The organism is Paenibacillus sp. P46E (assembly GCF_001909095.1).
GTDB lineage: Bacteria > Bacillota > Bacilli > Paenibacillales > Paenibacillaceae > Paenibacillus_AQ > Paenibacillus_AQ helianthi.
Genome location: NZ_LVYZ01000002.1, coordinates 33485 through 58177, shown reverse-complemented (window position 1 = coordinate 58177; position 24693 = coordinate 33485). Strand labels below are relative to the sequence as shown.

The following is a 24693-nucleotide window of genomic DNA, read 5'->3' as shown; positions in this document are numbered from 1 at the left end:
GGTTCTTCATGTGATTCGCTATTCCGCCAGAGTACGGCCAATGAACGCCTTGGAAGCATTAATCGCCTGCTCCAGCCCGGGAGTAGTCCCGGCAAAAGGATGAACGGTACCAAAGGTATGATTGCCTCCGGGAATCTGCGACCATTCAATATCCGGGCGTAAGAGGGTCAATTGTTCTGAACCGCGGCGGAGCCGCTCTCCATCCTCGCTTCCCTGGATCAGGACGACCGGGAAGGTGGCCTGCTTCATCCGCTCCAGGATGTTGTAGCGTTCGGCTTGCTGTTCCAGATCTTCTAGAATTATAACATCCAGCGGCATTTGCTGACCTGTACGTCCATTAAGCACATAGGTCCGGCCCTTCGCTCTCATTTCACGCTTTTGGTCTTCTGTGAGCAAATCGATACTAGTGACACCGTTCCAGGAGATCACGCCGGTAATTGCCTCGGGATGATCGAGAGCGTAGAGCAGACATATCCCGCCGCCTAGGCTGTGACCGAGCAGAAATACGGGCAGACCTCCAAATTTGTGATGCTGGCTGAGGTAGGAGAGCAGAATTTCCAAATCTCTGATCTCACGTTGACCCGTGTTGCGGGCGAACTTCTCCAGCTCGGTGAAGTTTTGCAGATCCTCGCCAATTCCGGCATGCGAGAAGTTGAAGGTGACGACCTCATGCTCATCACTAAGCGCCTCTGCAGTATAAGGGAACATCCCCCAATCCTTGAAGCCCTTGTAGCCATGAGCAATGACAATCAGGCTTCTAGCTTTGACTCGGGACGGGAAATGGGAACAACGCAGGACAGCATCCTCGCCTGCGGGCAATTCGAAATTACGGGGCATAGGGCAATCTCCCTTTCCTTGCGAAAATAGACTTCAGCGGCTTTTTCTTTTAAGATAGCAGAAAGCTTGAACCAAGACTATAATTTATACTACTCCATTCAAAGGTTCAAAGACCTTTGTCCAGTATGAGATTGTAGTCCTTCTGTAGGAAGATCATACCATTTGCACGCTATTAAGGATAGAAGGCAATATGAGGCAGTCTATGACTGCGGGAGTACGGGGGGCGTGAAGTTTTGATATACGGAATTGGACATGATGTGCTGGAAATCGGGCGGATTGTAAGGATAGCAGACGGTAATTTAGGCCACCGGTTTATCCGCCGGATTCTTACCGGGCAGGAGCTGGTACTGGCCAGAAGCAGGGGCGGGAATGCAGCGGAGTTCATAGCCGGGCGATTCTCGGCCAAGGAAGCGGTAGTTAAGGCGTTCGGATGCGGAATTGGGCATACCTTAGGCTTTCAGGATATTGAAATTCTGCCGGATACCCAGGGCAAGCCGGTAGCCTCACTCTCCGCTGCGGCATGGGACCGGCTGATGCTGCCGGAACCGGATTATGCCATCCACCTTACCATTACGCACAGCCGCGATTTGGCCTCGGCATTCGTTGTGGTGGAGCGGTTGCCGGCCCATTAAAATAGTCTAATAAATGAACGGCAAGGAGAATAACCATGACGACACATGAACAACAAGGTAAAGCACAGCAGGAAGCCAAGTTATTCTTCAGCCGGTTTCTGCTGGAATGGTATCAGGGTCAAAAACGGGATTTGCCCTGGCGGCGCCACCGGAATCCTTATTATATCTGGATTTCGGAGATTATGCTGCAGCAGACCCGGGTGGATACGGTGATTCCGTATTTCAACCGCTTTATTGAGCGTTTTCCAACGGTGGAGTCGCTGGCCGATGCCCCTGAAGAAGAAGTGCTGAAGTGCTGGGAGGGACTCGGCTACTATTCGCGTGCCCGGAATCTGCAGCATGCCGCAAGGCAGGTAAAAGAGCAGTATGGCGGGCAGGTTCCGAATGACCGTGATGCCGTATTCGACCTCAAAGGCGTAGGCCCTTACACAGCAGGAGCTATCCTCAGTATTGCCTTTAACCGGCCGGAGCCGGCGGTGGACGGCAATGTGATGCGGGTATTGTCCCGGTATTTCCTCATTGAGGATGATATCGCCAAGGGACCTACCCGCGTTGCCATGGAGCGCCTGGCGGCAGAGCTGATTCCTGAGGGCGAAGCCTCGCATTTCAACCAGGCGCTGATGGAGCTTGGCGCGCTTGTATGCACGCCGAAGTCACCGCGCTGCCTTCCATGCCCGGTGATGGAGCACTGCGCTGCGCGGCTGGCGGGCTGCGAGACATCGCTGCCCGTCAAGACCAAGGCCAAGCCGCCGCGCCCCGAGGAGCGGCTGGCGGCCCTGGTGGAGGGCCGCGGCGAGCACGCGGGCCGGGTGCTCATCCGGCAGCGGCCATCCAGCGGGCTTTTAGCCCGCATGTGGGAGCTGCCGCACTGGCCTGCGCCGCCTGCAGAGGGCGGCGCATCAGGCGCGCTGCTGCCGGAGGCCGCGGCGCTGGACCGGCTGCGCCGGTCCCTGAGGCAGGCCGGGATTCCCGCCCGGCCTGCTAAGCACTGGATGGCTGCGGAGCATACATTCAGCCATATTGTGTGGACCCTGCAGGTATACCGCTGCAGGGAAGAGGATGTCCGCGCGCTGCCGCTGGCGGCGGAAGGGCGGACGGCGTATGCTGCCGGGCAGTCCCCGGGTGCCGGGGACGCCGGTCTGCCTGACGCCGCGGGCAGAGCGGGGCAACCTGCTGATGGTGATGACGTACCGGTTGGGAACCCTATACCGGGAAACAGCCTTGCAGGCATGTACACGGTAGCTTCTCCTGGGCTATTCGCTGAGGACAGCGTAGCAATAGAACCATTCGCAGACGGCAGCGGAAGTCCTGAGGACGGCGGGGCGGTACGATGGATCAACCGTGAGGATATGGCCAATTACGCCTTTCCCAATGTATTTTTGAAGTTGCTGAATCACTATTTTGATGAGCAAGATTCCAATCAGGTGACCAGTTGAATGTCGCTATTACATGAGATACAGCAAAAAACGGGTACCCGCCATCTAGGAGGGTACCCGTTTTCGTATATTCAGGTGCAATTACACTGTACTAAGCGGCCCCGGGGCTGCTTTTACTTACTTTGCGCTGTCGTAGCGTTTGCCGACTTCTTCCCAGTTGACTACATTCCAGAAAGCTTTGATGTAATCAGGACGTTTATTTTGGTAGTTGAGATAGTAGGCGTGTTCCCATACGTCAAGGCCGAGGATAGGGGTTGCGCCTTCACTGATCGGGTTGTCCTGGTTAGGTGTGCTTGTTACAGCCAGTTTGCCGTCCTTAACAACGAGCCAAGCCCAGCCGCTGCCGAAACGGGTAGTTGCTGCAGTAGCGAAATCTTCCTTGAATTTATCGAAGCCGCCCAGTTCGCTGTCGATGGCTGCGGCCAGTGCGCCAGCTGGTGCGCCGCCGCCATTCGGTCCGATAACTTCCCAGAACAGAGTGTGGTTGGCATGACCGCCGCCATTGTTGCGGACAGCAGTGCGGATCGCTTCAGGTACAGCGTTCAGGTCAGTAAGAAGCTCATCAGTGCTCTTGCTTTGCAGTTCGGGTGCCTTTTCCAGAGCGGCGTTCAGATTCGTCACGTATGTGTTATGGTGCCTGTCATGGTGAATCTCCATCGTCAATGCGTCGATGTGCGGTTCGAGAGCGTTGTTCGGATAAGGAAGTGCCGGTAATTGAAATGCCATGGAAAAATCCCTCCTGAGTGTTATTAGAATTTGTATAGATAAAGAATTTTGGCGGTCTTGACGTCAAAACCCCTTATTTCCGACGAACCTTATAGGTTATGTACCTGATAAGATACTATTATTAAACCGTATCTGGAACAATAATGCAACATTAAACAAACATTAATGTTTGTAAAGTTGAGACTATGAAAAGCTAACCGCATGTGTTAACGCTGTGTTAAAATCGAAAGGGGCCGCCCCCGGCATTCGTTTACATGGCCTTAACGCCCTATTTAACGAATTTCTGTAACATTATTCTATGTAAACGCTTTATATCAAGCGCTTTCAAAAGAAAAATGATGATATCGCCAGAAAAGTATGCTTTAATAGACTTAAAAGCAGGTATTCCTCGTTTTTTGAAGTTTAAAGAAGCTATAAACTGTTTAACATTAAGTTAATACTTCTTTAGTCGCATGAAAAGCTACTGCCTAAGACAGAATTGCGACTTCTTCGAAAGGCAATTTTTTGCTTTTCTTTTTTTCCTCTCCACGCTGTTACGGGAACTCCTTCTTTTTGTTAAATTCTAAGCCATAGAAAAGGGAGATTTAAAGAATGCACGTTCGTTCCTTTCAATTAAGCGACGTTACCCCTGTGACTGAACTGCTGCAGACCGCATTGTCGGAAGAATGTTTCGAGAGCACTATCGAGCCTTTCTCCAGGCAGCTTTCATGGGATTCCGATCTCATTGTTGTTGCTGAGGATGAAGGAGAGATTGTTGGTGCGCTGATTGGTACGATCGAGAAGAATCACGGCTGCTATTTCCGCATTGCCGTTCATCCCGACTACCGCCGCAAAGGCATTGGCAGAGGTCTTGTATCGGCGATGGAACACAAGTTTCAGGCCCGCAAGGTCAGTGGTATTTTTGTAGCGGTTGATGAGCATAATTCATTTGCCCTGCCGCTGTATGAAGCCATGGGTTATGGCGAGGATCAAATCTTCAAGTCAGTACGGAAGCTAAGCATTGTCGGATAAGGAACTTTGATTCCGGTGCTGCGTAAGCGGAAACATTTTCTAGAGTAGAGAACTATAGCAATGGTTACGTCTTCAATGATCATGAATAGGATTACATGCTTATTTTAGGATGGAGTACGTGCTTGCATAGTCTGATTTATTATACTGAAGCATATCTTCCCACAGTCCATTGCAAATGGCCGGGAGATATGCTTTTCTATTGTTATGGACTTGAATGACCAATGAGAAGCAAGAAGGTGGCCTATGAACCAGGAGCTTAAAGAAGATTTCATGCGGAGCCGCCGGCAACGATACCGGTCCGTTACCCATGGGAACCCCGGCTCTGCACCGGGACGGGGCTGGGTCCGCGATCTGCGGAATTGGTTCTTTACTGCCGCAGTTATTTTCGCATTGATGTCACTGCTCAATATATTTGTGTTCAACGTCTCAACGGTTATCGGCCAATCTATGCAGCCGACGCTGCTGGAGGGCGAGAAATTGATTATTAACAAGATCTCACTGGTCTTTGCCAGTCCAGGGCGTGGAGATGTGATTGTTCTTCATGATCCAAGCACCGGACCAGACCGCAAGGAATACCTGGTGAAACGGGTCATCGGGATACCGGGTGACAAGGTAGAAGTGCGGAACCATAAGCTGTATGTGAACGGCAAGCTTAAAGATGAGCCTTATGTGGATACGGAAATACAAGACCCGGATTTTGCCCAGCTTACCCTTGATAAGGGGACCTATTTTGTGATGGGGGATAACCGGCATGCGGGTGCGAGCAAGGACAGCCGGTATTTTGGTGCCGTTTCAGAGGACCTTCTGGTCGGCAAAGCTGCGTTTATCTGGTGGCCCTTTGGCAAGGCAAGTGCACTATAAGTGAAGGAGAAGGCGGTAATGAACAATAACATTCAGACATCCTATGCCCCACCGCCTTCGAAATGGGAAGGTCTCAAAGCTGAAATTAAGGCTGCCGCTTCGGAACTCGGTATTGATGATATCGGGTTTGCGACTGCGGAGCCGTTTTTATATCTGAAAAATAGGCTCCAGGAGCACCGTGACAACGGGTATGATTCGGGGTTCGAGGAGCCGGATCTTGACAAGCGGACCATCCCGGCCCTGCAGTCCGGGGGGCAGCCGATGTCCATTATCGCCATTGCTGTAGCTTATCCCTCCAAAATGGAGAATCCGCCCAAGTCGGAGCCGGGTGCACGGCGCGGTATTCTGGCCCGTGCCTCCTGGGGGCGGGATTATCATCATGTCCTGCGGGAGGCACTCGGCAAGCTGGAAGGCTTCATCCGGGAACGTGTGCCGGGAGCAGAGCTAGAGAGCATGGTGGATACCGGAGTGCTGGTCGATCGGGCCGTCGCAGAGCGGGCGGGCATCGGATTCAGCGGTAAAAACTGCAGTATCATCTCCCCCCAATGGGGCTCATGGATATATCTCGGAGAGATGGTGACGAATATCCCTTTTCCGCCGGATGCACAGGTAGAGGAGGGGTGCGGAGATTGCACAAAGTGTATCGACGCTTGTCCTACAGGGGCCCTGGTGGGTCCCGGGCAGTTGAATGCCCAGGCCTGTATTTCGTATTTGACGCAGACGAAGGGCTTTCTAAGCGATGAATACATGACCAAGATCGGCAATCGGCTATACGGCTGCGATACCTGCCAGATCGTCTGTCCGAAGAACCGGGCGAAGAATTGGGATCACCGTCCCGAGCTTCTGCCTGATCCCGAGATCGTCAAGCCGCTGCTGCTGCCGATTCTCGAACTCAGCAACCGCGAGTTCAAGGAGCAGTTCGGAAGCAGCTCTGCAGCTTGGCGTGGCAAGAAGCCGATTCAGCGCAATGCGGTGATCGCGCTCGGGAATTTCAAGGAGACTGCGGCTGTGCCGAAGCTGACTGAGATTCTGCTGAAGGAAACCCGCCCGGAGATGCGTGGGAGTGCTGCCTGGGCGCTCGGACGTATCGGAGGCGAAGAAGCGCTAACGGCAGTGAAGCTGGCGCTGCAAGAGGAAGAGGACAATACGGTCCGGGAAATGCTTGAGCGCTCGCGGGACAAGCTCCTGCTGCAGGAGGAGGTTCAGGAAGATGACTGAGACAGTGGCAGATACGGCTTGCATGGAGAAGCCTGTATTTTATGAGGAAATGGATTCTCCAATTGGCCCGCTTACCCTCTGCGCAACAGAGGCGGGGCTGTGTCTTGTAAAGTTCGGTATGCTTCGCGATACAGCTTCAGGTATCAGCCAGTGGATCAAAGTGCAAATGGGCCAGGTCAAGCTGCATAAGGATTCATCCAGATTATTAGAGGCTGTTCAGCAGCTCGAAGCCTATTTTGCCGGTGAGCTGAGAGAATTCTCGCTGCCGCTGGATTTGCGGGGTACTGTGTTCCAGCGGCAGGTCTGGGAAGCACTATGTGCTGTGCCATACGCCGAATCAGCCTCGTATAAGGATATTGCGTCCAAGATTGGCAATCCGCAGGCGGTCCGGGCTGTGGGCGGAGCCAATAACCGCAACCCTGTGCCGGTAATAGTGCCGTGCCACAGGATCATCGGTTCAGGTGGTACTCTTGTCGGTTATGCGGGAGGGCTGGGGATCAAAAGCCGGCTGCTGCAGCTGGAGGCGGAGCACGGCATGGCGGACGGAATGGGAGCCTATCTTTTTTAATATAGTTTTAGTATTTGCAGTGACCTGTTTCATTGTATTTGCCAATTGCTGTCCAGTTGTTGAAATGCTATGATAGATTCGCGTGCCTAGAGCGGCATTGCAGACAATAGAGTAAGAGGTGGACTTTGGATGAACATTGCATTGCCTATTATTACGCTTGTCGTAGGTCTGATCGGCGGATTTTTTATCGGGGTGTATTATCTGCGCAGACAAATGACAACGATGCAGAATGATCCTGAAATGCTGCAGAAGGTTGCCAAACAGATGGGGTATAACTTGAACGGAAAGCAGATGCAGCGTGCCCAGCAGATGATGAAGAACAATAATCAGCCGGGACGCGCACCAGCCGCGGGCAAAAGACAAGGCCGTAAAGGCAAGTAACCGGTCCCGGATAAATTGGAATTAGATACGGGTACGGAAGGGGGAGGCTTCATGGGGGGCGTCAAAGATTACATGAATGGCAAGGTTGCTGCGAACCGTGAGCAAATCGAGTACCACGTAGAGAAAATACTGGAGCTGATCGGTGAAGACACCGGCCGCGAAGGGCTGCTGGAAACACCGGCCAGAGTTACACGGATGTATGAGGAGATATTCGGCGGTTATTCGATTGATCCCCGTGAGGCGCTCGGTGTGACCTTCGATGAGTCTCATGAAGAACTGGTGATCGTAAAGGATATCGTCTACTATAGCCAGTGCGAACATCATATGGCCCCGTTCTTCGGAAAGGTGCATATCGGGTATGTTCCGAGCGGACGGATTGCAGGGCTCAGCAAGCTGGCCCGTCTCGTGGAGGCCGTAAGCCGGCGCCTTCAGGTGCAAGAACGCATTACAGCACAGATTGCCGATATTATGACAGAGGTTCTGAATCCGCATGGTGTGATGGTCGTTGTGGAAGGGGAGCATCTCTGCATGTGCAGCCGCGGGGTGAAAAAGCCCGGCAGTAAGACGGTAACCATGTCAACGCGAGGGACCTTCCGTGAGGACGCTGCCGCCCGGGCGGAGTTTCTGGCCTTGATCAAGGAATAGAATACTGGGGCATGCCCCGTTGCTTCATAAGATTAAGAGCCCTTCCATCACTGCGAGGTGACGGAACGGCTCTTTTTCTGCGCCCGGCCGGAGTATGGTGCTGTCCTTCGTTAATAAGGCTGCCATACAAGCTTGCGGGCGGCGGTGAATCTTTCAGAGACATAGGGCCAATTCACAACCTTCCACCAGTCCTTGATATAATCGGCGCGGTTATTCTGATGCTTAAGATAATACGCGTGTTCCCACACATCCAGGGTCAGCAGAGGAACGACATCCCATTGGGAGAGATTTTGATGCTTCTCCGCTGTCAGGATTTCCAGTCTGTGGCTCCGCGGACTCCAGACCAAAATTGCCCAGCCTCCGCCCTCCACTTTATTGGCCGCCTCCGTGAACTGTTCCTTGAAGGCCTCGTAGCTGCCGAAGCTGTGCTCTATGGCATCCAGCAGTGCCCCGGTCGGACGCCCGCCGCCTTGCGGAGACATGACATTCCAGAAGATCGTATGCAGGTAATGGCCGGCTCCGTTGAAGGCAAGCTCCCGCTCCCAATGCTTCACTAGATCAAAATCCCTGGTTTTTCGGGCTTCGGCCAGTTTTTTCTCTGCCTTATTCAGTCCGTCTACGTAACTTTGGTGGTGCTTGTCATGATGGATTCGCATGGTCTTTTCGTCGATATACGGCTCCAGTGCATTATAGGCATAGGGGAGAGGCGGCAGGGTGTGGCCTCCGATCGGAACAGGGCCCGGCTCCCGGCTTTCGGAATCCGGGGGAGTCAGAGTAGCGGGAGCATCGCGGGGCATTGTAAGGGCACCCAGAGTATTTACGAAATACTCTGACTCCCGGATTATATGCAGCAGCACGGTTCCAGCCAGCGGCTGGGCTTTTACAGCGGCGCTCCCCTCCATCAGGGCATACAGCTGGCGGATGAACTCCCGGGATTGGGCACAGGCCACCTGGATGAGCGGTGCTGCTGCGGCAGCTAGTTCTGCAGGACTGCAGCCTGATGAGGTCTCAAGCAGCTGGCGAGCCGCTTGCCCGGTGGACTCAAAGACAACGGCCCATTCATCGAGCAGCTTCACATACGGCTCCTCGAGCTGTGGGACAATCGCCTTGATGACAACCGTGTGCTCCTGCTCTTGTTTTTTCCAGAATATAATCTCTTCGAGAATCTGCGCGGGCAGCGGTGGCCCGTATAACTCTAACATTGCATGCAGTCCCCCCGTCATAGGTCTTCATCAGTTCATTCTATGTACGGAGTCAGCAGTTTAGTCTGCTTCACACAAAAATAGCATGCAAGGATGTAGTGGTAACATCCTGCACGCTATGGGGTCTGAAGCATACCGGGAAGAATCGCCGGCGTGATATTATTTGCTTGCGGCTAACGTCTGCTTGTTCTGCTCGGCCTTGGCCAACTGCACATTGCCCAGAAAAGCGGACACACGGCGCAGATATTCACGGGGGTGCTCACGGAACAGCAACTCATGATGACTGTCCTGCACGATCCAGGAATCCGAGTAAGGGTTGCTTTGATTCGCCGCAAGTTCTTCTGCAATCGGATATGGCGCCTTGTCATCTTTGGTGCCGTGCAGGAACAGTGTAGGGAAAGGGTAATCCTCCGCCTTGACCTTGGAGTAAGGGATTTGATTCAATCCTGTACCGTTCAGCACCGGAAATAGCAGTTCCATAATCTCCAGAGAGGGCTGGCGGGGGAGGTCGATATTGTGCTTGATGTTATGGTACAGCGTATCCGGCTCAAGCAGGAAGGTGCTGTCCAGAATCATGGCATCCACATCCTTGGTGACAAGACCTGCCTGAAGCGCGGTACCAGCCCCCATCGAGAAGCCCCAGACTACAATCTCTTTGGCCCCATGCTCCTTGGCGTACTTTATGGCTCCGAGGAGCTGCTTGGATTCTTTTTTGCCGCCGGTGGCGATATCCTTATTGGTCTTGGAAGCGAAGCCGTAATCGAACATGACAACGTTGAAATTCAGGCTATGCGCATAATGTGCCAGATCGTACATCGGTACCCAGGTTTCCTCGCGGTTGGCACCATAGCCGTGACTGAACACGATGGTCTTGGTCGAGCCCTTCGACGGAATGTACCAGCCTTGCATCATGCGGCTGCCATCCAGCGCCGGAAAGGTGATATCCTTATAATCCAGTCCCTTGGCCAATGAAGGATTGGAGTAGAGCGGGGCTACAGTCGGGTTGGACAGCACCCAGGCGATATAGCCATGCAAGGCGATGAAACAGAAGACAAAAAAGAAAAAAACGGACAAAAGCAAAGCAACGACAATATGTTTAACGCGAACCATCCGCAAAGAAAGCTTGGGTGCAGCACTTGGTGTGCGCTCACCCGGCATACGGGAGACCGGTGTACCGGTATGCGTAGTTGCTAAGTCCATGAGGTCCCCTCCTATAGTGGTCCGTAATTTGCAACGAAAAAAAAGAATGTGTGCGTGAGAAATTGTGCTGTTCATTCTCTGCTGCAGGCTATATAATTCATATATTTAATCGTATGATTATGACCTTACAAAGTCAATGAATTCGCCGCTTTTGTAATCTAACTGTAAAGTGCCGCCCAGACTTTTCCGCTCACTGAAACTGCTGGACTTTCCCGGGGCATTTGCTCTAAGATAGAATGGATATCTTAAATAATGTAACCGGGTTTCATTTGGTGAAACAGTTGAAGGAGAGAGTGCTGTGGAAGACCGAAAACTGACTGTACGCGCTGTAGAACGTGCGTTGGATATATTACTGTGCTTTACACAGGAAAGTGATCTGAGTCTGACGGAAATTGCCTCCAGAATCAGCCTGCACAAAAGCACAGTGCACCGGCTGCTGACTACGCTTGAGGATAAGGGATTCCTTCTGCGTATTGAAGCCACGGAGAAGTACCGCCTGGGCATCCGCATCTGGGAGTTGTCGACGCATCTGCCGACACTGGATGAACCGGCGGCGCTGCTGCTTCCAGCCATGGAGAAGCTGCGCGACTCACTGGGAGAGACGGTCAGTCTGTATCTGCGCGACGATCTGGAGCGTGTACGCATCCAGGCGGTGCAGAGCAGGCAGGCGATCCGCCGGGTCGCACAGATTGGTGCGAGACTTCCGCTCTCGGTCGGTGCTTCAAGCAAGGTGCTTGCAGCCTACGCTCCGCATGAGGTACAGGCCCGCTTGCTGGCCGACCCGAACTGGCCGGAGGCGGTGGACAGAAGTACGTATTTGGAGCAATTGCAGGACATTACACGCCGGGGTTATGCAACAAGCTTCGAGGAACGGGAGCCGGGTGCAGCAGCGGTAGCGGTGCCCATTACCGGAAGGGCGGGGAATGTGGTCGCTGCGCTCTCCCTGTCGGGACCCGTCAGCCGCCTTTCCCGCGAGACACTGGAGGATTATGCCGTGATTTTGGCCGAAAAAGCTGCTGAAATGGGTCTGATGATGGGTTAAAGCACCCAAGTTCCGTTATATAGTCGATTTAGGGGGTAATTAGTAAGTGAAGGTAATTGTACAGTCATTATCTATAGGACATCGTGGTTAATTCCGGGGCATGGGGTGATAGGATGGCAACTGTAGTACCCGATTCATTAATGGAGGAGATGGAGCAGCTCCAGGAATCATTCAGCAGGATTACTGGGCAGGCTATCGTACTAACAGATCAGGAGGGGAACGTCTTTACTCGTCCGGTAGCTCCAGGAATGTTTTATGAGGTCATTTTGACTTCACTCCAAAGTATAGACAGCCCTTTCAAGCCTACCCTGCGGAGATTGGGTCCTTTGTCGCATCCTGTAATTCTGGAGGAGTGGATTCCCGGATTGAAATATGCCATCATCCCGCTGTTCCCCGGTTATGGACAGGTCTATTATTTATGGTCGGGTATCTATATGCAAGAGGGCTCCAAAGCGCTGGTGATGCCTGCATTTGAAGCGAAAATGAAGAATCATCCGGTCTATGAGCATTTATGTAGAGAACTGCTTGCTGTGCCTGAGCTCAGCCGGGAGCGCATTGCAGAAATACGCGACAAGATCGCCGTGCTTGGCCGCATCCTAAGCAAGTTGTTGTCCGGCTGTGGGGGTGCCTCTGCCACGCAAGGCTTCGGAGATATGATCTCCGGGCTCTTAATGAATCTGGAGAAGGGTTATCTTAAGGTTGAAGAGGTACTGCAGCAATTGGCGGCCACCCCTTCTGCTGGGGATTTATATGCTTTTGCCAAAGAGAATGAGGCTGGAGAATTCCAGGTGAAGTATTGTGCCGGCAAAGGATCGGACCAGCTAATGAATGCCGTATTCCAGCAAGGCGACGGATTCCTGGGACAGGCTGCACTAGGCAAGGAGCCACGGCACTGGAGAACGAGCGCGATGGACCCGAGGTCTCTGTTCTTCACGCAGCGCGGTCTTCCGCAGCCGGAGTATTTATCCTGCTACCCTGCTATGATCTATGGCGGCAGAAGAGCGCTTCTGCTGACCGTTGGCTTCGGTAAAAGTGAACATATACAGAACTACGACCCCCAGGAGCAGTGTGTAGCCTCATTACTGGGGATTTCCGATAGAGGGCAGAAGCTGATACAGCGGGAAGAGCTGCGCAAAGAAGGAACCCTCATTCTTAAAGAAGCTGTGCGGCGGCTGCCGCTGGCGGCCTCTCATAAGGAGCTCGGAAGCCAACTGATGGACACTGTAATGAGCATGCCCTTTTCCCCTGCCTCTGTCCTTGTCTTTTTTCACAACCCCAAAGCGGATCAGAGTACATATTACGCCAGAGGCTGGCCGGAGGCAGATGAGCAGTTCTACGCGAAGGAGCTGGAGAAGCGGTATTCCCCCCAGGCTTTTCTCTCTAGCTCAGTCATCCATGAGACTCAAGGAGAACGTTTTTTGCTGGAATGCCCGTTAATCGCGGAGAATGTATACAAAGGGATATTGTCCATCGGATTCCGCAAACGGATTGAAGCGCAGGAATGGCGGGCCTTTATGGAGTGCTTTGCCACTCTGGCAACGACGGCTATCCGTCTTCTGGAGAAGGACAGCAGGTATGCTAAACAAGCGGAGACCTTCTTGAATAACCTCCTCCAAAATCTGCAGAATCATCATCCGGAGCTGCAGCACATTTCGCTGGAAGCTTCGAATATGGCTTATGATTTTGCCCGCTATGCAGGCCTGCCGGAGAAAGAGTCCGAGCGGCTGAAACTTGCTTGTAAGCTGGCACCTTTTCCGCTGGAGGTACTAATGGAATATGATTTTTACATTCAAGAAGTATCGCTGCTGAACCAGGTAGATCAATTGTCCGCTTTTTACTTTGAAATTGAGAAACCCATGCTGTCCTTTGAGGCCCAGTTGCTGGCACTTGTGCTGCATCATGCAGGCCAACAGGAGCAGGCAGAGATGCTGAAAGACAACCGGGAGAAAGGGATCGTTACTTCAAGATTTCAATTGGACATCAATGTAAAAGCAGTAATTGATGCGGAGCCGCGGGTGGCGTTTCAGTCCTTTCTGCTCAGCCGGTCCGGGGAACAGCGTGATATGCAGCCCGTCTCGCCTGTTAAGCTCCTGAATAATACATCCCTCAAGTCACCGAAGGAGGAATGGGGGATCTCGCCCCGTGAAGAAGAGGTGCTTGAGTTGATTATTCTCGGCAAGACGAATAAGGATATAGCTGCGGCGTTGTTCATTAGCGAACATACGGTCAAGAATCATTTGAGCCGCATCTTTGATAAAATGAATGTTAGCGACCGCTCGCAGATCATTGCCCTTGTCTATAAAAGGATTCTAAATTCGGAGCGGATTGAGATATAGAGTTTGGAAGTCTCCTCCAGCCAAGTGCAATAGTTCTCAAAACAAAACAGCCTTCAATCCTCCCGCAGGGAGAGGTTGGAGGCTGTTTTGTAATCGGAGAAGACTGGCATCCCATGCAAAACGCAGGTAGCCGGTCTTCTGCGAAAGATTTATTCCACCGGAAGCGCTGAATCTGAAGTGGTAGCATCGGCCAGCATCTGGCGGAGCACGGTCTGCAGAATCCCGCCATTGCGGTAGTAGTCAATGTCCACGGTGCTATCGAGACGGGCAATGACCGGGAATTCAAACTGGGTGCCGTCTTCACGGGTAGCGGTGACAGTCAGCTCTTGACCAGGCGTTACATCGTTGCCAAGTCCAGTGATGTTGAAGGTCTCGCGTCCGGTCAGCCCCATGCTGCTCCAGCCATGACCTTCCTGGAATTGCAGCGGCAGCACGCCCATGCCGACCAGATTGCTGCGGTGAATCCGCTCGAAGCTTTCGGCGATAACGGCTTTGACGCCCAGCAGGAGTGTACCTTTGGCTGCCCAGTCGCGGGAACTGCCGGTACCGTACTCCTTGCCGGCAATGACGATCAGATTCTGTCCTGCGGATTGGTACAGCATGGACGCATCATAGATCGACATCACTTCTTCGCTGGGCAGGAAGGTAGTGACTCCGCCTTCCGTTCCCGGAGCAACCGCATTACGGATACGGATGTTTGCGAACGTGCCGCGCATCATCACTTCATGGTTCCCGCGGCGCGAGCCGTAGGAGTTGAAGTCGGCGCGGTCCACGCCATGGCTCCGCAGATATTCACCGGCAGGACCGGAGTTGGAGATATTACCCGCTGGCGAGATGTGGTCAGTGGTTACGGAATCAGCAAGCAGTGCAAGCACCCGGGCATTACGGATGTTCTCAATATCGCCGACACCGTCTGCCAGATGTTCAAAGAACGGCGGGTTCTGGATATACGTTGAGTTGTCGTCCCATTCATACAGCTCGCCTTCCGGTACCGGAATCGAGTTCCAGCGCTCATTAGCCGTGAATACATTCTCGTATTTCCGGCGGAACATCTCCGGACTCAGGGAGAGGGCGATGGCTTCGCGGATTTCCGCAGTGGTTGGCCAGATATCAGCAAGGAAGACAGGCTCGCCTTGCGGATCATAACCCAGCGGCTCGGTTTTCAGATCAATGTTAACCGTACCTGCCAGGGCATAGGCTACGACAAGCGGCGGGGAGGCCAGGTAATTGGCTTTGACCTGTGCATGCACGCGGCCTTCAAAGTTCCGGTTCCCGGAGATTACGGCAGCTACCGTCATATCATGGTCTGTAATCGCCTGGCTGACTTCATCCGGCAGCGGGCCGGAGTTGCCGATACAGGTAGCACAGCCATAACCGGCCAGATAAAAGCCCAGTGCTTCCAGAGGCTTCAGCAGATTAGCCTTTTCCAGGTACTCGGTAACGACCAGCGAGCCTGGCGTGAGGCTGCTTTTTACGTATCCCGGTTTGGTCAATCCGCGCTCTACCGCCTTCTTGGCCAGCAGGCCGGCTCCCAGCATTACACTCGGGTTGGAGGTGTTGGTGCAGCTCGTAATGGCTGCAATCACAACCGCTCCTGTGCTTAGCTTGCTGCTCGTGCCGTTCTTATGCTGCACTTCCACCACTTCGTTTATTTTCTCGTCGCTCAGGCCATAACCGCCTTTGTCAACTGGAGTGCGGATGATGCCTTCGAAGTTTTCCTTCATATGCGTCAGCTCTACCCGGTCCTGCGGACGTTTCGGTCCGGCAAGACTCGGAACCACAGAAGCTAAGTCTAGCTCAATGAAATCACTGAACAGCGGGTCCGGCGTTTCGGAGGTGCGGAACATACCCTGTGCCTTGTAATAATCTCCAACCAGCTCCACAAGCTCATCCGGACGGCCGGTGCTGCGCAGGTAGGCAAGCGTCTCATCGTCCACAGGGAAGAAACCAATGGTTGCCCCATATTCCGGAGCCATATTGGCTACGGTTGCACGGTCTGCCAGGCTGATGTTGGCCAGGCCAGGTCCGTAGAATTCAACAAATTTGCCGACTACGCCCTTTTTGCGCAGCATCTGGGTGACGGTCAGCGCCAGATCGGTTGCCGTAGCTCCTTCTACCAGACTGCCGGTAAGCTTGAAGCCCACCACATCCGGTGTTACAAAATAGAGCGGCTGACCCAGCATGCCGGCTTCCGCCTCGATGCCGCCTACACCCCAGCCTACAACGCCGAGACCGTTAATCATCGTCGTATGGGAATCGGTACCAACCAGGGAGTCCGGATAGACCACGGTTTCGCCGTCAACAGTCTTGGTAGTTGCCACGGAGGCCAGATACTCCAGGTTAACCTGGTGCACAATGCCGGTTGCCGGCGGAACCGCACGGAAATTGTTGAAGGCGGTCTGCGCCCAGCGCAGGAACCGGTAGCGTTCTTCGTTACGTTCGAATTCCACGTTCATATTGTATTCAAGCGCGTCTGCGGTGCCAAAAGCATCGACCATAACCGAATGGTCAATGACCAGGTCAACCGGTACGAGCGGATTGATCTTCTTCGGGTCACCGCCGGCTTTCTTTACAGTGTCACGCATAGCGGCCAGATCAACAACCACCGGTACCCCGGTGAAATCCTGCAGCACGATCCGGGCCGGGATGAAGGGGATTTCCTTATTGCGGTCGATACCGCCAGACCAATCCGCCAACTGCTTCACATGTTCTTCGGTAATCGCCCGTCCGTCATATTGGCGGACAGCGGCCTCAAGCAATACTTTGATGGAGAATGGCAGGGAGGAAATAGCCCCTGCGCCTTGCTCTTCAAGGGAGTTAAGATGATAGTAGCGATAGCTTTTGCCGCCTGACTCCAGGGTGCGGGCCAGCGAAAAGTGGTCCTTGCTTGGCATATATGCGCCTCCTCGTTTCATCTAATGAAACTACATTTCAATTTTTCGTATATCATAAGTATAACGGTTACATAAGGTCGAGTAAAGTATTTTTTGCTGCAGAAAGGCCCGGATTATTCAATCGGATGTGAGGTTTGGCCCCTGGAAAATAAGGGGATTGCTATGATTTGAGCTCCCCTTCCCCCTTCATCGCGTTAATAAAAATCCGCTATCCCGTCTCTCCCTAAGCCAAAAGCGTTTCTTCTTTTTTCTAGCTGTATAGCTGCGAGGTTTTCTTCATATACATAGGGCAGCAGCTAAACAGGGATGAAGGGCGGGAATGGAATGGAACAGCAGTGGAAGAAAAGCCTCTACGTCTACGTAGATCAAGTGAATAAAGGCCGTGTTGCGCCGGGAGTTGACCAGCAGCGCAGCAGTGCGGTCAGGGACCCGCGGTTCCTGCTGGAGCAGGGCGAGCGCTCCCGGCGTCTGGCGCAGTGGTACCAGCGGCGGGGCATTACACCGCTTCGTTCGGAGACAGGCGTCCGCACATTGCGGACGGTCCGGCAGAACCCGTCCGAGGTGGTTGCAGATGTAGCGCTGCACAGTGCGCTCTATTACGAGAAGGGCGGCATCACGCACCGTGAGGATGTCATTGAAACGGAGCGGCTGACTTTTGTGAGTGAAGGGGGCACCTGGGAGATTACCGCTGTGGAGCGCAGTGTGCCTGAGCGGAATTCGATACGCAAAGTGCTGGGACCGGAGCCTCTACTTCGGCTGTCCAAATGGGGCGAGGTGCTCCCCGTTCCGCAGCCGTCGCAGCCATTGCTTAACAAGAGTATACTCCGCAGCATTGCCAGCGGCAAAGAAGTGCGCTACCGCCGGGAAGAGGCAGCCGCTTATGCCGACCGGTGGTGGAAGGACGGCAATCCGGAGTTCGAGGTATTTGATGTGGACTGCACTAATTATGTGTCCCAATGTCTCTTTGCAGGGGGAGCGCCTATCAACTATACTGGTAAAAGAGAAACGGGCTGGTGGTACAAAGGCTATAACGGCGCGCAGGAATGGTGGAGCTTCAGCTGGGCAGTGTCGGACAGTCTGCAGCGATATTTAAGTGCAGGCCGGAGCAGCGGACTACGGGCCGAGGCGGTGGAACGGGCAGATCAGCTGATGCTTGGGGATGTTATCCAGTATGATTGGGACGGCAACGGCCATTATCAACACAGCACGATTGTTACCGCTTTTGACGCAGCGGGACAGCCGCTGGTGAATGCAAGGACAGTCAGCAGCCGGCACCGCTTTTGGGATTATCGTGATTCCTACGCATGGACCGACAGAACGGCCTACCGTTTTTTTCATATTAATGACTATTTATAAATCAGAAAGAGGTTAGGGCATGGGTGACACAAAATTAACCGTAGGACTGGTGTACGGCGGCAAATCCGGGGAGCACGAGGTATCGCTGCAGACGGCGTTTGCGGTTATGAATGCTTTTGACTACGCTAAATATGAGATTATTCCTTTTTATATTTCGAAGCAGGGGCTCTGGAAGGTCGGAGCCGTGCTGGACGCACCTTTTGGCGCTATTGAGCAGTTGAAGCTGGGCGGCGAATCCGGGGATATGGGCATGGCGTTAAATGCAGTATTCAGCGGTCTGACCGGCGGCGGCCAGGTGATTGATGTGATGTTCCCGCTGCTGCATGGTACCAACGGGGAGGACGGAACGATTCAGGGCTTGTTCGAAATGGCTAATATCCCGTATATCGGCGCAGGCGTGCTTGCATCTTCTGCGGGTATGGATAAAGTCGTGATGAAGAAGCTGTTCGGGGAAGCCGGTCTGGATCAGTGCGAATACTGCTATTTTAATATCAGTTCCTGGAAACGCAAAAGTCATGAGCTGATCATCGGCCTGGAAGATAAGCTGGGGTATCCGGTATTCGTCAAGCCGGCCAATCTGGGGTCCAGTGTAGGCATTTCCAAAGCCGTGGACAAGGAAAGCCTGATCAAGGCGGTCGATTTTGCGTTCCGGTACGATACCAAAGTCATTATTGAAGAATTCGTTGATGCGCGCGAGGTTGAAGTCAGTGTGCTCGGCAATGAGGAGCCTGAGGCATCGGTTCCGGGTGAAATCGTCTCTTCTGGTGAATATTATGATTACGCGGCAAAATACACCGACGGCAAATCGCAGATGCTGATTCCGGCACCTGTAGACTCTGAGGTTGCAGACCGTCTGCGGGAATCCGCCATTCAGGCCTTCCGGGCCATTGAGGGCAGCGGCATTACCCGGGCCGATTTCTTCCTCCGCAAATCAGACGGAAAAATCCTCATAAATGAAGTGAACACGATGCCCGGCTTCACACCGTTCAGCATGTATCCGCTACTGTGGCGCGAGACGGGGGTATCCTATCAGACCCTGCTGGACCGCATGATTGAGCTGGCGCTGGAGCGTTACCATTTCAAGCAGAACCTGAAGTACGATAACGAATAACATTTTGCGAGCGGCGGGGTGATTCCGGCCGGGAAGGAGAGGAACAGGATGGGATTTCAATCCGAATTCAATTCCGTGTGCAAGTTCAAGAATGAGCAGGAGCTGTACGAGCTGCTGGAATACGGCCGCACCAAAATGGTTAAACAGGGCTTCCGCGTGTATCCGACCGGTCAGAAGGTTATCGCCTATACACCAGAGAATGTGGCAGTTGCTATTGTCAAAATTTCCGCGTCTATTGCGGAAATTAATTTTCAGGGCAATGAGGTTACCGCTGTAGAGATGGATTTGGTACGCAAGCTGAATGACGAAGAATCGAGGATACAGACGGCGCTGGCGTATGAGATGTTTTTTGGGGAAGAAGGATGATTGTCCGGTTTGGCTATGTAGCTATGTCCACAGTCATTCCGGACTGCTCGCCCTCCAAAACCATGACCATGGCAAGCTTCAACAAGCTGGGTGACCGGGAGGCCGGAATCCGGCGGCTGGAAACTATTGCCCGCGGGAATCTTCATAATACCCTGCGTCTGCTGAAACATAATGTCGGCTCGGATATCCAGGTATACCGCCTGACCTCCAAACTGATTCCGCTAGCTACGCATCCCGACATGCAGGATTGGAATCCTTTTGCCGCACTCACTCCTGATTTTGCCGAAGTAGGCAGCTACGTGAAAAAACACGGACTACGGGTTTCTTTTCATCCCGATCATTTTACGGTTCTGAGCACTCCCCGGCCCGAGGTGCTGGCCAGCTCCATCCGCGATCTGCAGCATCATGTGGCTATGCTGAATGCCATGGGCCTTCCCGCAACCGCGAAGAACAACATCCATATCGGCGGCGCTTACGGGGACAAGCCTGCGGCGGCTGCACGCTTCGTAGAGCAATTTGCGGCATTGCCGCAAGCATTGCAGGAGCGGATTACACTGGAGAATGATGACAAGACATTCACCGCGCCGGAGACCCTTGAGGTCAGCCGGAGGCTGGGTCTGCCGATGGTTCTCGATATCCATCATCAGTGGGTGAATAACGAAGGCGAGCTTCCATGGGAGCTGTGGCCGGAGATCCTGAAGACCTGGCAGACCCCACTGGCACAGACAGATACACTCCCCGGTGAGTGGCTGCCCCCGAAGATCCATGTCTCCAGCCCGCGCAGCCCTTCGGACCCGAGAAGTCATGCCGACGGTGTCGAGCCCGCGCCTCTTCTGGCTTTTCTGAAGCGCATCGCTGCGGATACTCCGGCCGTGGATGCGATGATTGAAGCGAAAGCCAAGGACGGGGCATTGTTTGATCTGATGGAAGCCCTGAAGGAGCTGGCTGAAGCCGGGAGCGGAATAAAGGTATTAGATGGAGCCAGCGTTAATATTGAACCATAAACCCCGCATAACCCGGGGCTAGGGGCGGGAAACGGGGTAAGGTATGACTTGATAAGTCCCTTGAAATAGGGTACGTTGAATGAAACTTAAGCAAGAAGAAGGCCAGCGCCGGGAACACCTGGCCTGGCTGATTGACGGATGCAAGTCTGATCCCAGAGAGCGAACGTTGTCTTTACATATGAGAACAATTATGTTCAAGAAAGCGGAGTGAAGATATGAATCCTACAAATCCTGATAACCGGAATGACCGCGAGCCCTACGTCGTTACCAGTAAGGGGCATACGGCTGCAGCCATCAACGCCGCTGCCAAAGCGGGGGAATGGATCAAGAACAGACAGGGTCATGTGAAGGAACTGGGCAGCAAGACGTCGGCCCAGGATCTGGTTACAGAAGTCGACAAAGGCGTGGAGCAGATGATACGCCGGCTGATCCTGACCCATTATCCCGACCATGCCATTCTCGGGGAAGAGAGCGTTCAGCCTGGGGCCGACGCTTTGGCCGCAGCTCTGGAAGAAGGGCGGAAGCATGAGTATTTATGGATTGTAGACCCGATAGACGGCACGACTAACTTCGTACATGGCTTTCCGTTTTATTGTGTCTCCATAGCCCTGGTAGTCAAGGGAGAGCTGACAGTAGGGGTGATCTATGACCCTATCCGGGATGAAATGTTCGTCGCCGAGAAGGGCAAAGGCGCGTATATGCACGGTATACCTACCTCCGTTTCTGCTGAAGCAGACCCGGGAAGCAGCCTGGTAGCCATGGGCTTCCCTCCAGACCGTCTCTTTGCCCAGCCCGCCAACATGGCCGGGCTGCAGCAGATTCTGCCGCAGATCCGCGGCGTCCGTGCAGGCGGGTCTGCCGCTCTGCATCTGGCTTATGTGGCAGCGGGCCGGGTGGATGGCTATTGGGAAGTCGGCTTAAGTCCGTGGGACTGTGCAGCAGGTGTGCTTCTGGTATTGGAGTCCGGCGGCAAGGTGACGGATACGCAGGGCAATCCCTATGACATCGGAACACGTCATGTGGTGGCAAGCAATGGCCGAATCCATGATTTCCTTGTGGGTTCGCTGGAAGAAGCTAAGGCAACGGGATATAAGAAGTAGGAGGCGGCGGGAAGCATGAGCGAGAAGGACGATCTGGAGCGCAAGCTGAGTGAAATGCTGGAGGATGGTGAGATGGAGGAGACAGACCGGACCGCCAAGGAAATCCGCCAGATCTCACCCAAGTATGAGATTCGTATTCAGACCACACTTGATCCGATTGTGGAAGAAACGCTGCGCTACCGCAAATTCGGCCATGAGCTGGATGACAGATATGATAAATATCTGAAGCGTACGGAGAAAGACAATGCCTTAATAGACACCGATGATCCGAAGCAATAATAGATCGATTCATGCCAGAGCGGCTTCCCGATATCGGGAAGCCGCTCTTTTGCATAGGCGGACTGGGTGTTAGAATGGAATTATACCAATTTGGGAGGGATACGATGCTGAACGTATGGAAAAAAGTGTACACGGCTGGCACAAGCAGCCTGCTGCTGTTCACGTTATTGATCAGTGCAGGAGCGGGGTCTGCTAGTGCAGCTGAAGCAACAGTAACACAGGGGGCGGAGCCGGATGTTTTTCGCATCGTAGCTTTGGGAGATTCCATCACTGCCGGCTATGAGCCGGGAATGACCGATCCGAATGTGAAGCCTTACGGATATGCGGAACGTCTGCTGGAGCAAGGCTGGTATCATGGCAGAAGCGCTCTTAGCAACTATGGTATCCTTGGACTTACCACTTCCGGGTTGCTGAATTATACCGCGGCTATTAAAGATGGAGCGGTTACAACAGCTGACGGGATACAGCCTGGACTTCCAGACCCGCGGATTCAACAATTTGCCGCACTCACGCCACAGATCCAAACAGAGCTTGGTGAGGCGGATCTGATCACGCTGACGATCGGCGGAAATGATGTGAGCAGCCTGCTGCTTACGGCTAAAGATCTGACAGAAGAGGCGTTCAAGGCTGAGCTGGATCAGCTTTTGGCAAGCTACAGCACCAATGTGAAGACAGCTCTGCAGAATATCCGTACGGTTAATCCGCAGGCCACCATTCTGTTGGCTGATCAGTATCAGCCGGCGCCTAAGATTGCCGTGAGCAGCTCCTACCTGAAGCTGATGAGTGCTGCGCAGCAGTTCACTGTGGCAGCAGAAGGTGTGGCGTCCAGCATGAACCAGCCGGGTGCTCCGGTAAAAGTGGCTCATGTGGCGGAGAAGTTCGCAGGTGTGGAAGCTTCGCTGACCCATATTATTGGCGCGGGAGCAGCGGATTTTCATCCGACCCAGCTGGGATATGAGACCATCGCCCGGGTTTTTGCCGAGTCGTATTGGGGAGAGTACCGTACGCCATCCGTCCCTGTCTGGACAGCCGCATCGGCACCTATGTCGATTGTGGTGAAGGGAGTGGAGCTAAATACGCCGAATAAGCCGATTCTGAAGAACGGCCAGAACTTCCTGGCGCTTAAGGATATTCTGAATGCCGTGGGTGCCAAAGGCAAATGGGACAACAAAACCCAGAGTGCGAGCATTGTGTACGGTGGAAGAACCGTTGTAATTACTATTGGCTCCAAAACAATCAAGGTGAACGGGACAGCTGTAGCTGTTGATACACCGGCGTTTCTGCAAAAGGTAGGCAAGGAGGATAAAACCTATCTGCCGCTTGCCGCACTCGCCACAGGTCTCGGCTTTGATGTGAATTACAGCAGCAAGCTGCGGACGGCTTTCATTAATCCATAAATACACATAAAATAAGATAAATATAAATTCAGCCCGTATGGCATAAAAGGTGGATGAATGTTGTTGTCTAGTGCGAAATATAATGCAGAGTATATGATTACCATGGATGATATTGTGCGTGAGGGGGAGCCCGTGCTGCGCTCGGTAGCTGAACCTGTTCAGCTGCCCTTACAGACCGAGGATCAAGAGGCGCTTCAGTGCATGATGCAGTTCTTGAAGAACAGCCAGGATCCGGAAGTATCCGCCAAATACAAGCTGCGCTCGGGTGTCGGGTTGTCAGCCAACCAGATCGGACTGCTGAAGCGGATGTTCGTGATGTACCTGAGGGATGAGAAGGGCAACATGGTGGAGCAGGCTTGGGTGAATCCCAAGATCATCAGCCACTCGGTGGCGATGGTCTATCTGCCGGAGAGCGAGGGCTGCCTGTCCGTTGACCGTCCGGTACATGGCTTTGTGCCAAGATACGACTCCGTGAAGGTAAAGGGATATAATATGAGCGGCAAGGAAGTCATTATGAGATTCAGGGGCTATCAGGCTATTGTCGTTCAGCATGAAATCGACCATCTCGACGGGATTATGTTCTATGACCGGATCAATGAGGAGAATCCGTTCAAGCTTCCCCAAGGCGTGAATATCCGTAGTCTTTACGATCAGAAGAGCAACAGATAAGCCTGTTTAAACCGCTTTCCTCAGGGAAAATGGTTATTCAGAAGGAGACGGCAAAAGGGAGTTTATATGGATATAAACATAGACATACTGACGGTTACTTTTACCGTACTGGCTCTTGTCATTATCGGAGTGTTCCTGTACAGGATTCGAAACGGGACATTTAAAAAGCATCTCATGGCGGAGAAGGCTATTGTAGTCAGCTATATCGTTGTATCGATGGCAGCATCCAATATGGCTTTTCTCCTTCGGCTGGTAATCACCTTATCCATTGCAGGAGTATTTGTTTACGGCCGCAGCAGGAGCACCCCATGAGAGGAGAGGTTAAACGGGAGAATCCGTTTGACTTTCACTAGCTGTACGGTAACGCAAAAAAACAACCCACTGCGCTTATTGCGCAGTGGGTCTGTTTGTATTTAAGGAGC

Annotated in this window: 23 protein-coding genes and 1 pseudogene; 19 read left to right on the top strand and 5 right to left on the bottom strand. The window is 53.1% G+C overall.

The annotated features are described in order from the left end of the window. Positions 1–18 precede the first annotated feature (18 nt). Positions 19–837 carry an alpha/beta hydrolase family protein gene (locus tag A3849_RS01600; protein WP_074109869.1) on the bottom strand — a complete coding sequence of 273 codons (819 nt, stop codon included), beginning with the start codon at positions 835–837 and terminating at the stop codon, positions 19–21. A 233-nt stretch (positions 838–1070) separates the two neighbouring features. Here A3849_RS01600 and acpS point away from each other — a divergent pair, with 233 nt between their 5' ends. Both acpS and mutY read left to right on the top strand, forming a co-directional pair. Beyond that, a complete protein-coding gene (gene acpS / locus A3849_RS01595) occupies positions 1071–1469 on the top strand; it encodes a holo-ACP synthase (protein ID WP_074109868.1) in 399 nt (132 codons plus the stop codon). A gap of 35 nt (positions 1470–1504) precedes the next feature. Continuing rightward, positions 1505–2905 (top strand): A/G-specific adenine glycosylase, encoded by a 1401-nt coding sequence (mutY, locus tag A3849_RS01590; RefSeq protein ID WP_074109867.1) that lies wholly within the window; start codon positions 1505–1507, stop codon positions 2903–2905. A 117-nt stretch (positions 2906–3022) separates the two neighbouring features. Here mutY and A3849_RS01585 read toward each other — a convergent pair whose 3' ends face one another. Further along, the gene (locus tag A3849_RS01585) at positions 3023–3631 is read right to left on the bottom strand and encodes a superoxide dismutase (RefSeq protein ID WP_074109866.1); all 609 of its coding nucleotides are present in this window, start codon (positions 3629–3631) and stop codon (positions 3023–3025) included. 591 nt (positions 3632–4222) lie between these two features. On the opposite strand from A3849_RS01585, the gene A3849_RS01580 reads away from it, so the two are divergent. From A3849_RS01580 to folE, 5 genes and pseudogenes are all read left to right on the top strand, one after another. Next, positions 4223–4642 carry a GNAT family N-acetyltransferase gene (locus A3849_RS01580; protein WP_074086822.1) on the top strand — a complete coding sequence of 140 codons (420 nt, stop codon included), beginning with the start codon at positions 4223–4225 and terminating at the stop codon, positions 4640–4642. 243 nt (positions 4643–4885) lie between these two features. Then, positions 4886–5503: a signal peptidase I gene (gene lepB, locus A3849_RS01575; protein ID WP_083613326.1), complete on the top strand. Its 618-nt coding sequence runs from the start codon at positions 4886–4888 to the stop codon at positions 5501–5503. A gap of 18 nt (positions 5504–5521) precedes the next feature. After that, positions 5522–7289: pseudogene (gene queG / locus A3849_RS01570) on the top strand (tRNA epoxyqueuosine(34) reductase QueG). A 129-nt stretch (positions 7290–7418) separates the two neighbouring features. Further along, on the top strand, positions 7419–7670 hold the full coding sequence (locus A3849_RS01560) for a YneF family protein (protein ID WP_074086825.1): 252 nt from the start codon (positions 7419–7421) through the stop codon (positions 7668–7670). A 51-nt stretch (positions 7671–7721) separates the two neighbouring features. Continuing rightward, positions 7722–8315, top strand: a complete 594-nt coding sequence (gene folE / locus A3849_RS01555) for a GTP cyclohydrolase I FolE (protein WP_074109863.1) — start codon at positions 7722–7724, stop codon at positions 8313–8315. 110 nt (positions 8316–8425) lie between these two features. Here the strand turns inward: folE and A3849_RS01550 are convergent, their stop codons facing one another. Further along, positions 8426–9517, bottom strand: coding sequence for a Fe-Mn family superoxide dismutase (locus A3849_RS01550; protein ID WP_074109862.1), 1092 nt, complete (start codon positions 9515–9517; stop codon positions 8426–8428). Between the two features lie 159 nt (positions 9518–9676). Beyond that, complete coding sequence (locus A3849_RS01545) at positions 9677–10675, bottom strand: alpha/beta hydrolase (RefSeq protein WP_074110049.1); 999 nt, start codon at positions 10673–10675, stop codon at positions 9677–9679. A 340-nt stretch (positions 10676–11015) separates the two neighbouring features. Here A3849_RS01545 and A3849_RS01540 point away from each other — a divergent pair, with 340 nt between their 5' ends. Together A3849_RS01540 and A3849_RS33850 are read left to right on the top strand one after the other, a co-directional pair. After that, positions 11016–11759: an IclR family transcriptional regulator gene (locus A3849_RS01540; RefSeq protein ID WP_074109861.1), complete on the top strand. Its 744-nt coding sequence runs from the start codon at positions 11016–11018 to the stop codon at positions 11757–11759. A gap of 113 nt (positions 11760–11872) precedes the next feature. Next, complete coding sequence (locus A3849_RS33850) at positions 11873–14095, top strand: helix-turn-helix transcriptional regulator (RefSeq protein ID WP_083613325.1); 2223 nt, start codon at positions 11873–11875, stop codon at positions 14093–14095. A 149-nt stretch (positions 14096–14244) separates the two neighbouring features. On the opposite strand, the gene acnA is transcribed toward A3849_RS33850, so the two are convergent. Continuing rightward, a complete protein-coding gene (gene acnA, locus A3849_RS01530; RefSeq protein WP_074109859.1) occupies positions 14245–16989 on the bottom strand; it encodes an aconitate hydratase AcnA in 2745 nt (914 codons plus the stop codon). A gap of 324 nt (positions 16990–17313) precedes the next feature. Between acnA and A3849_RS01525 the strand changes: the two genes are divergently transcribed. From A3849_RS01525 to A3849_RS01485, 10 genes are all read left to right on the top strand, one after another. Beyond that, the gene (locus tag A3849_RS01525) at positions 17314–18345 is read left to right on the top strand and encodes an amidase domain-containing protein (RefSeq protein ID WP_074110048.1); all 1032 of its coding nucleotides are present in this window, start codon (positions 17314–17316) and stop codon (positions 18343–18345) included. Positions 18346–18364: 19 nt separating this feature from the next. Then, a complete protein-coding gene (locus A3849_RS01520; RefSeq protein ID WP_074109858.1) occupies positions 18365–19456 on the top strand; it encodes a D-alanine--D-alanine ligase in 1092 nt (363 codons plus the stop codon). A gap of 48 nt (positions 19457–19504) precedes the next feature. Further along, positions 19505–19822: a hypothetical protein gene (locus A3849_RS01515; RefSeq protein ID WP_074086838.1), complete on the top strand. Its 318-nt coding sequence runs from the start codon at positions 19505–19507 to the stop codon at positions 19820–19822. After that, positions 19819–20826 (top strand): UV DNA damage repair endonuclease UvsE, encoded by a 1008-nt coding sequence (gene uvsE, locus A3849_RS01510; RefSeq protein ID WP_074109857.1) that lies wholly within the window; start codon positions 19819–19821, stop codon positions 20824–20826. The genes A3849_RS01515 and uvsE overlap by 4 nt, the downstream gene beginning before the upstream one ends. Positions 20827–20905: 79 nt before the next feature. Next, the gene (locus A3849_RS33430) at positions 20906–21037 is read left to right on the top strand and encodes a hypothetical protein (RefSeq protein WP_256700614.1); all 132 of its coding nucleotides are present in this window, start codon (positions 20906–20908) and stop codon (positions 21035–21037) included. 4 nt (positions 21038–21041) lie between these two features. Further along, the gene (locus A3849_RS01505; protein WP_074109856.1) at positions 21042–21926 is read left to right on the top strand and encodes an inositol monophosphatase family protein; all 885 of its coding nucleotides are present in this window, start codon (positions 21042–21044) and stop codon (positions 21924–21926) included. Positions 21927–21941: 15 nt separating this feature from the next. Next, on the top strand, positions 21942–22205 hold the full coding sequence (locus A3849_RS01500; RefSeq protein ID WP_074109855.1) for a hypothetical protein: 264 nt from the start codon (positions 21942–21944) through the stop codon (positions 22203–22205). Positions 22206–22309: 104 nt separating this feature from the next. Next, positions 22310–23602, top strand: a complete 1293-nt coding sequence (locus tag A3849_RS01495; RefSeq protein ID WP_074109854.1) for a stalk domain-containing protein — start codon at positions 22310–22312, stop codon at positions 23600–23602. 93 nt (positions 23603–23695) lie between these two features. Next, a complete protein-coding gene (gene def, locus A3849_RS01490) occupies positions 23696–24271 on the top strand; it encodes a peptide deformylase (protein ID WP_256700625.1) in 576 nt (191 codons plus the stop codon). Positions 24272–24337: 66 nt separating this feature from the next. Then, the gene (locus A3849_RS01485) at positions 24338–24583 is read left to right on the top strand and encodes a hypothetical protein (protein WP_074109852.1); all 246 of its coding nucleotides are present in this window, start codon (positions 24338–24340) and stop codon (positions 24581–24583) included. Positions 24584–24693 lie beyond the last annotated feature (110 nt).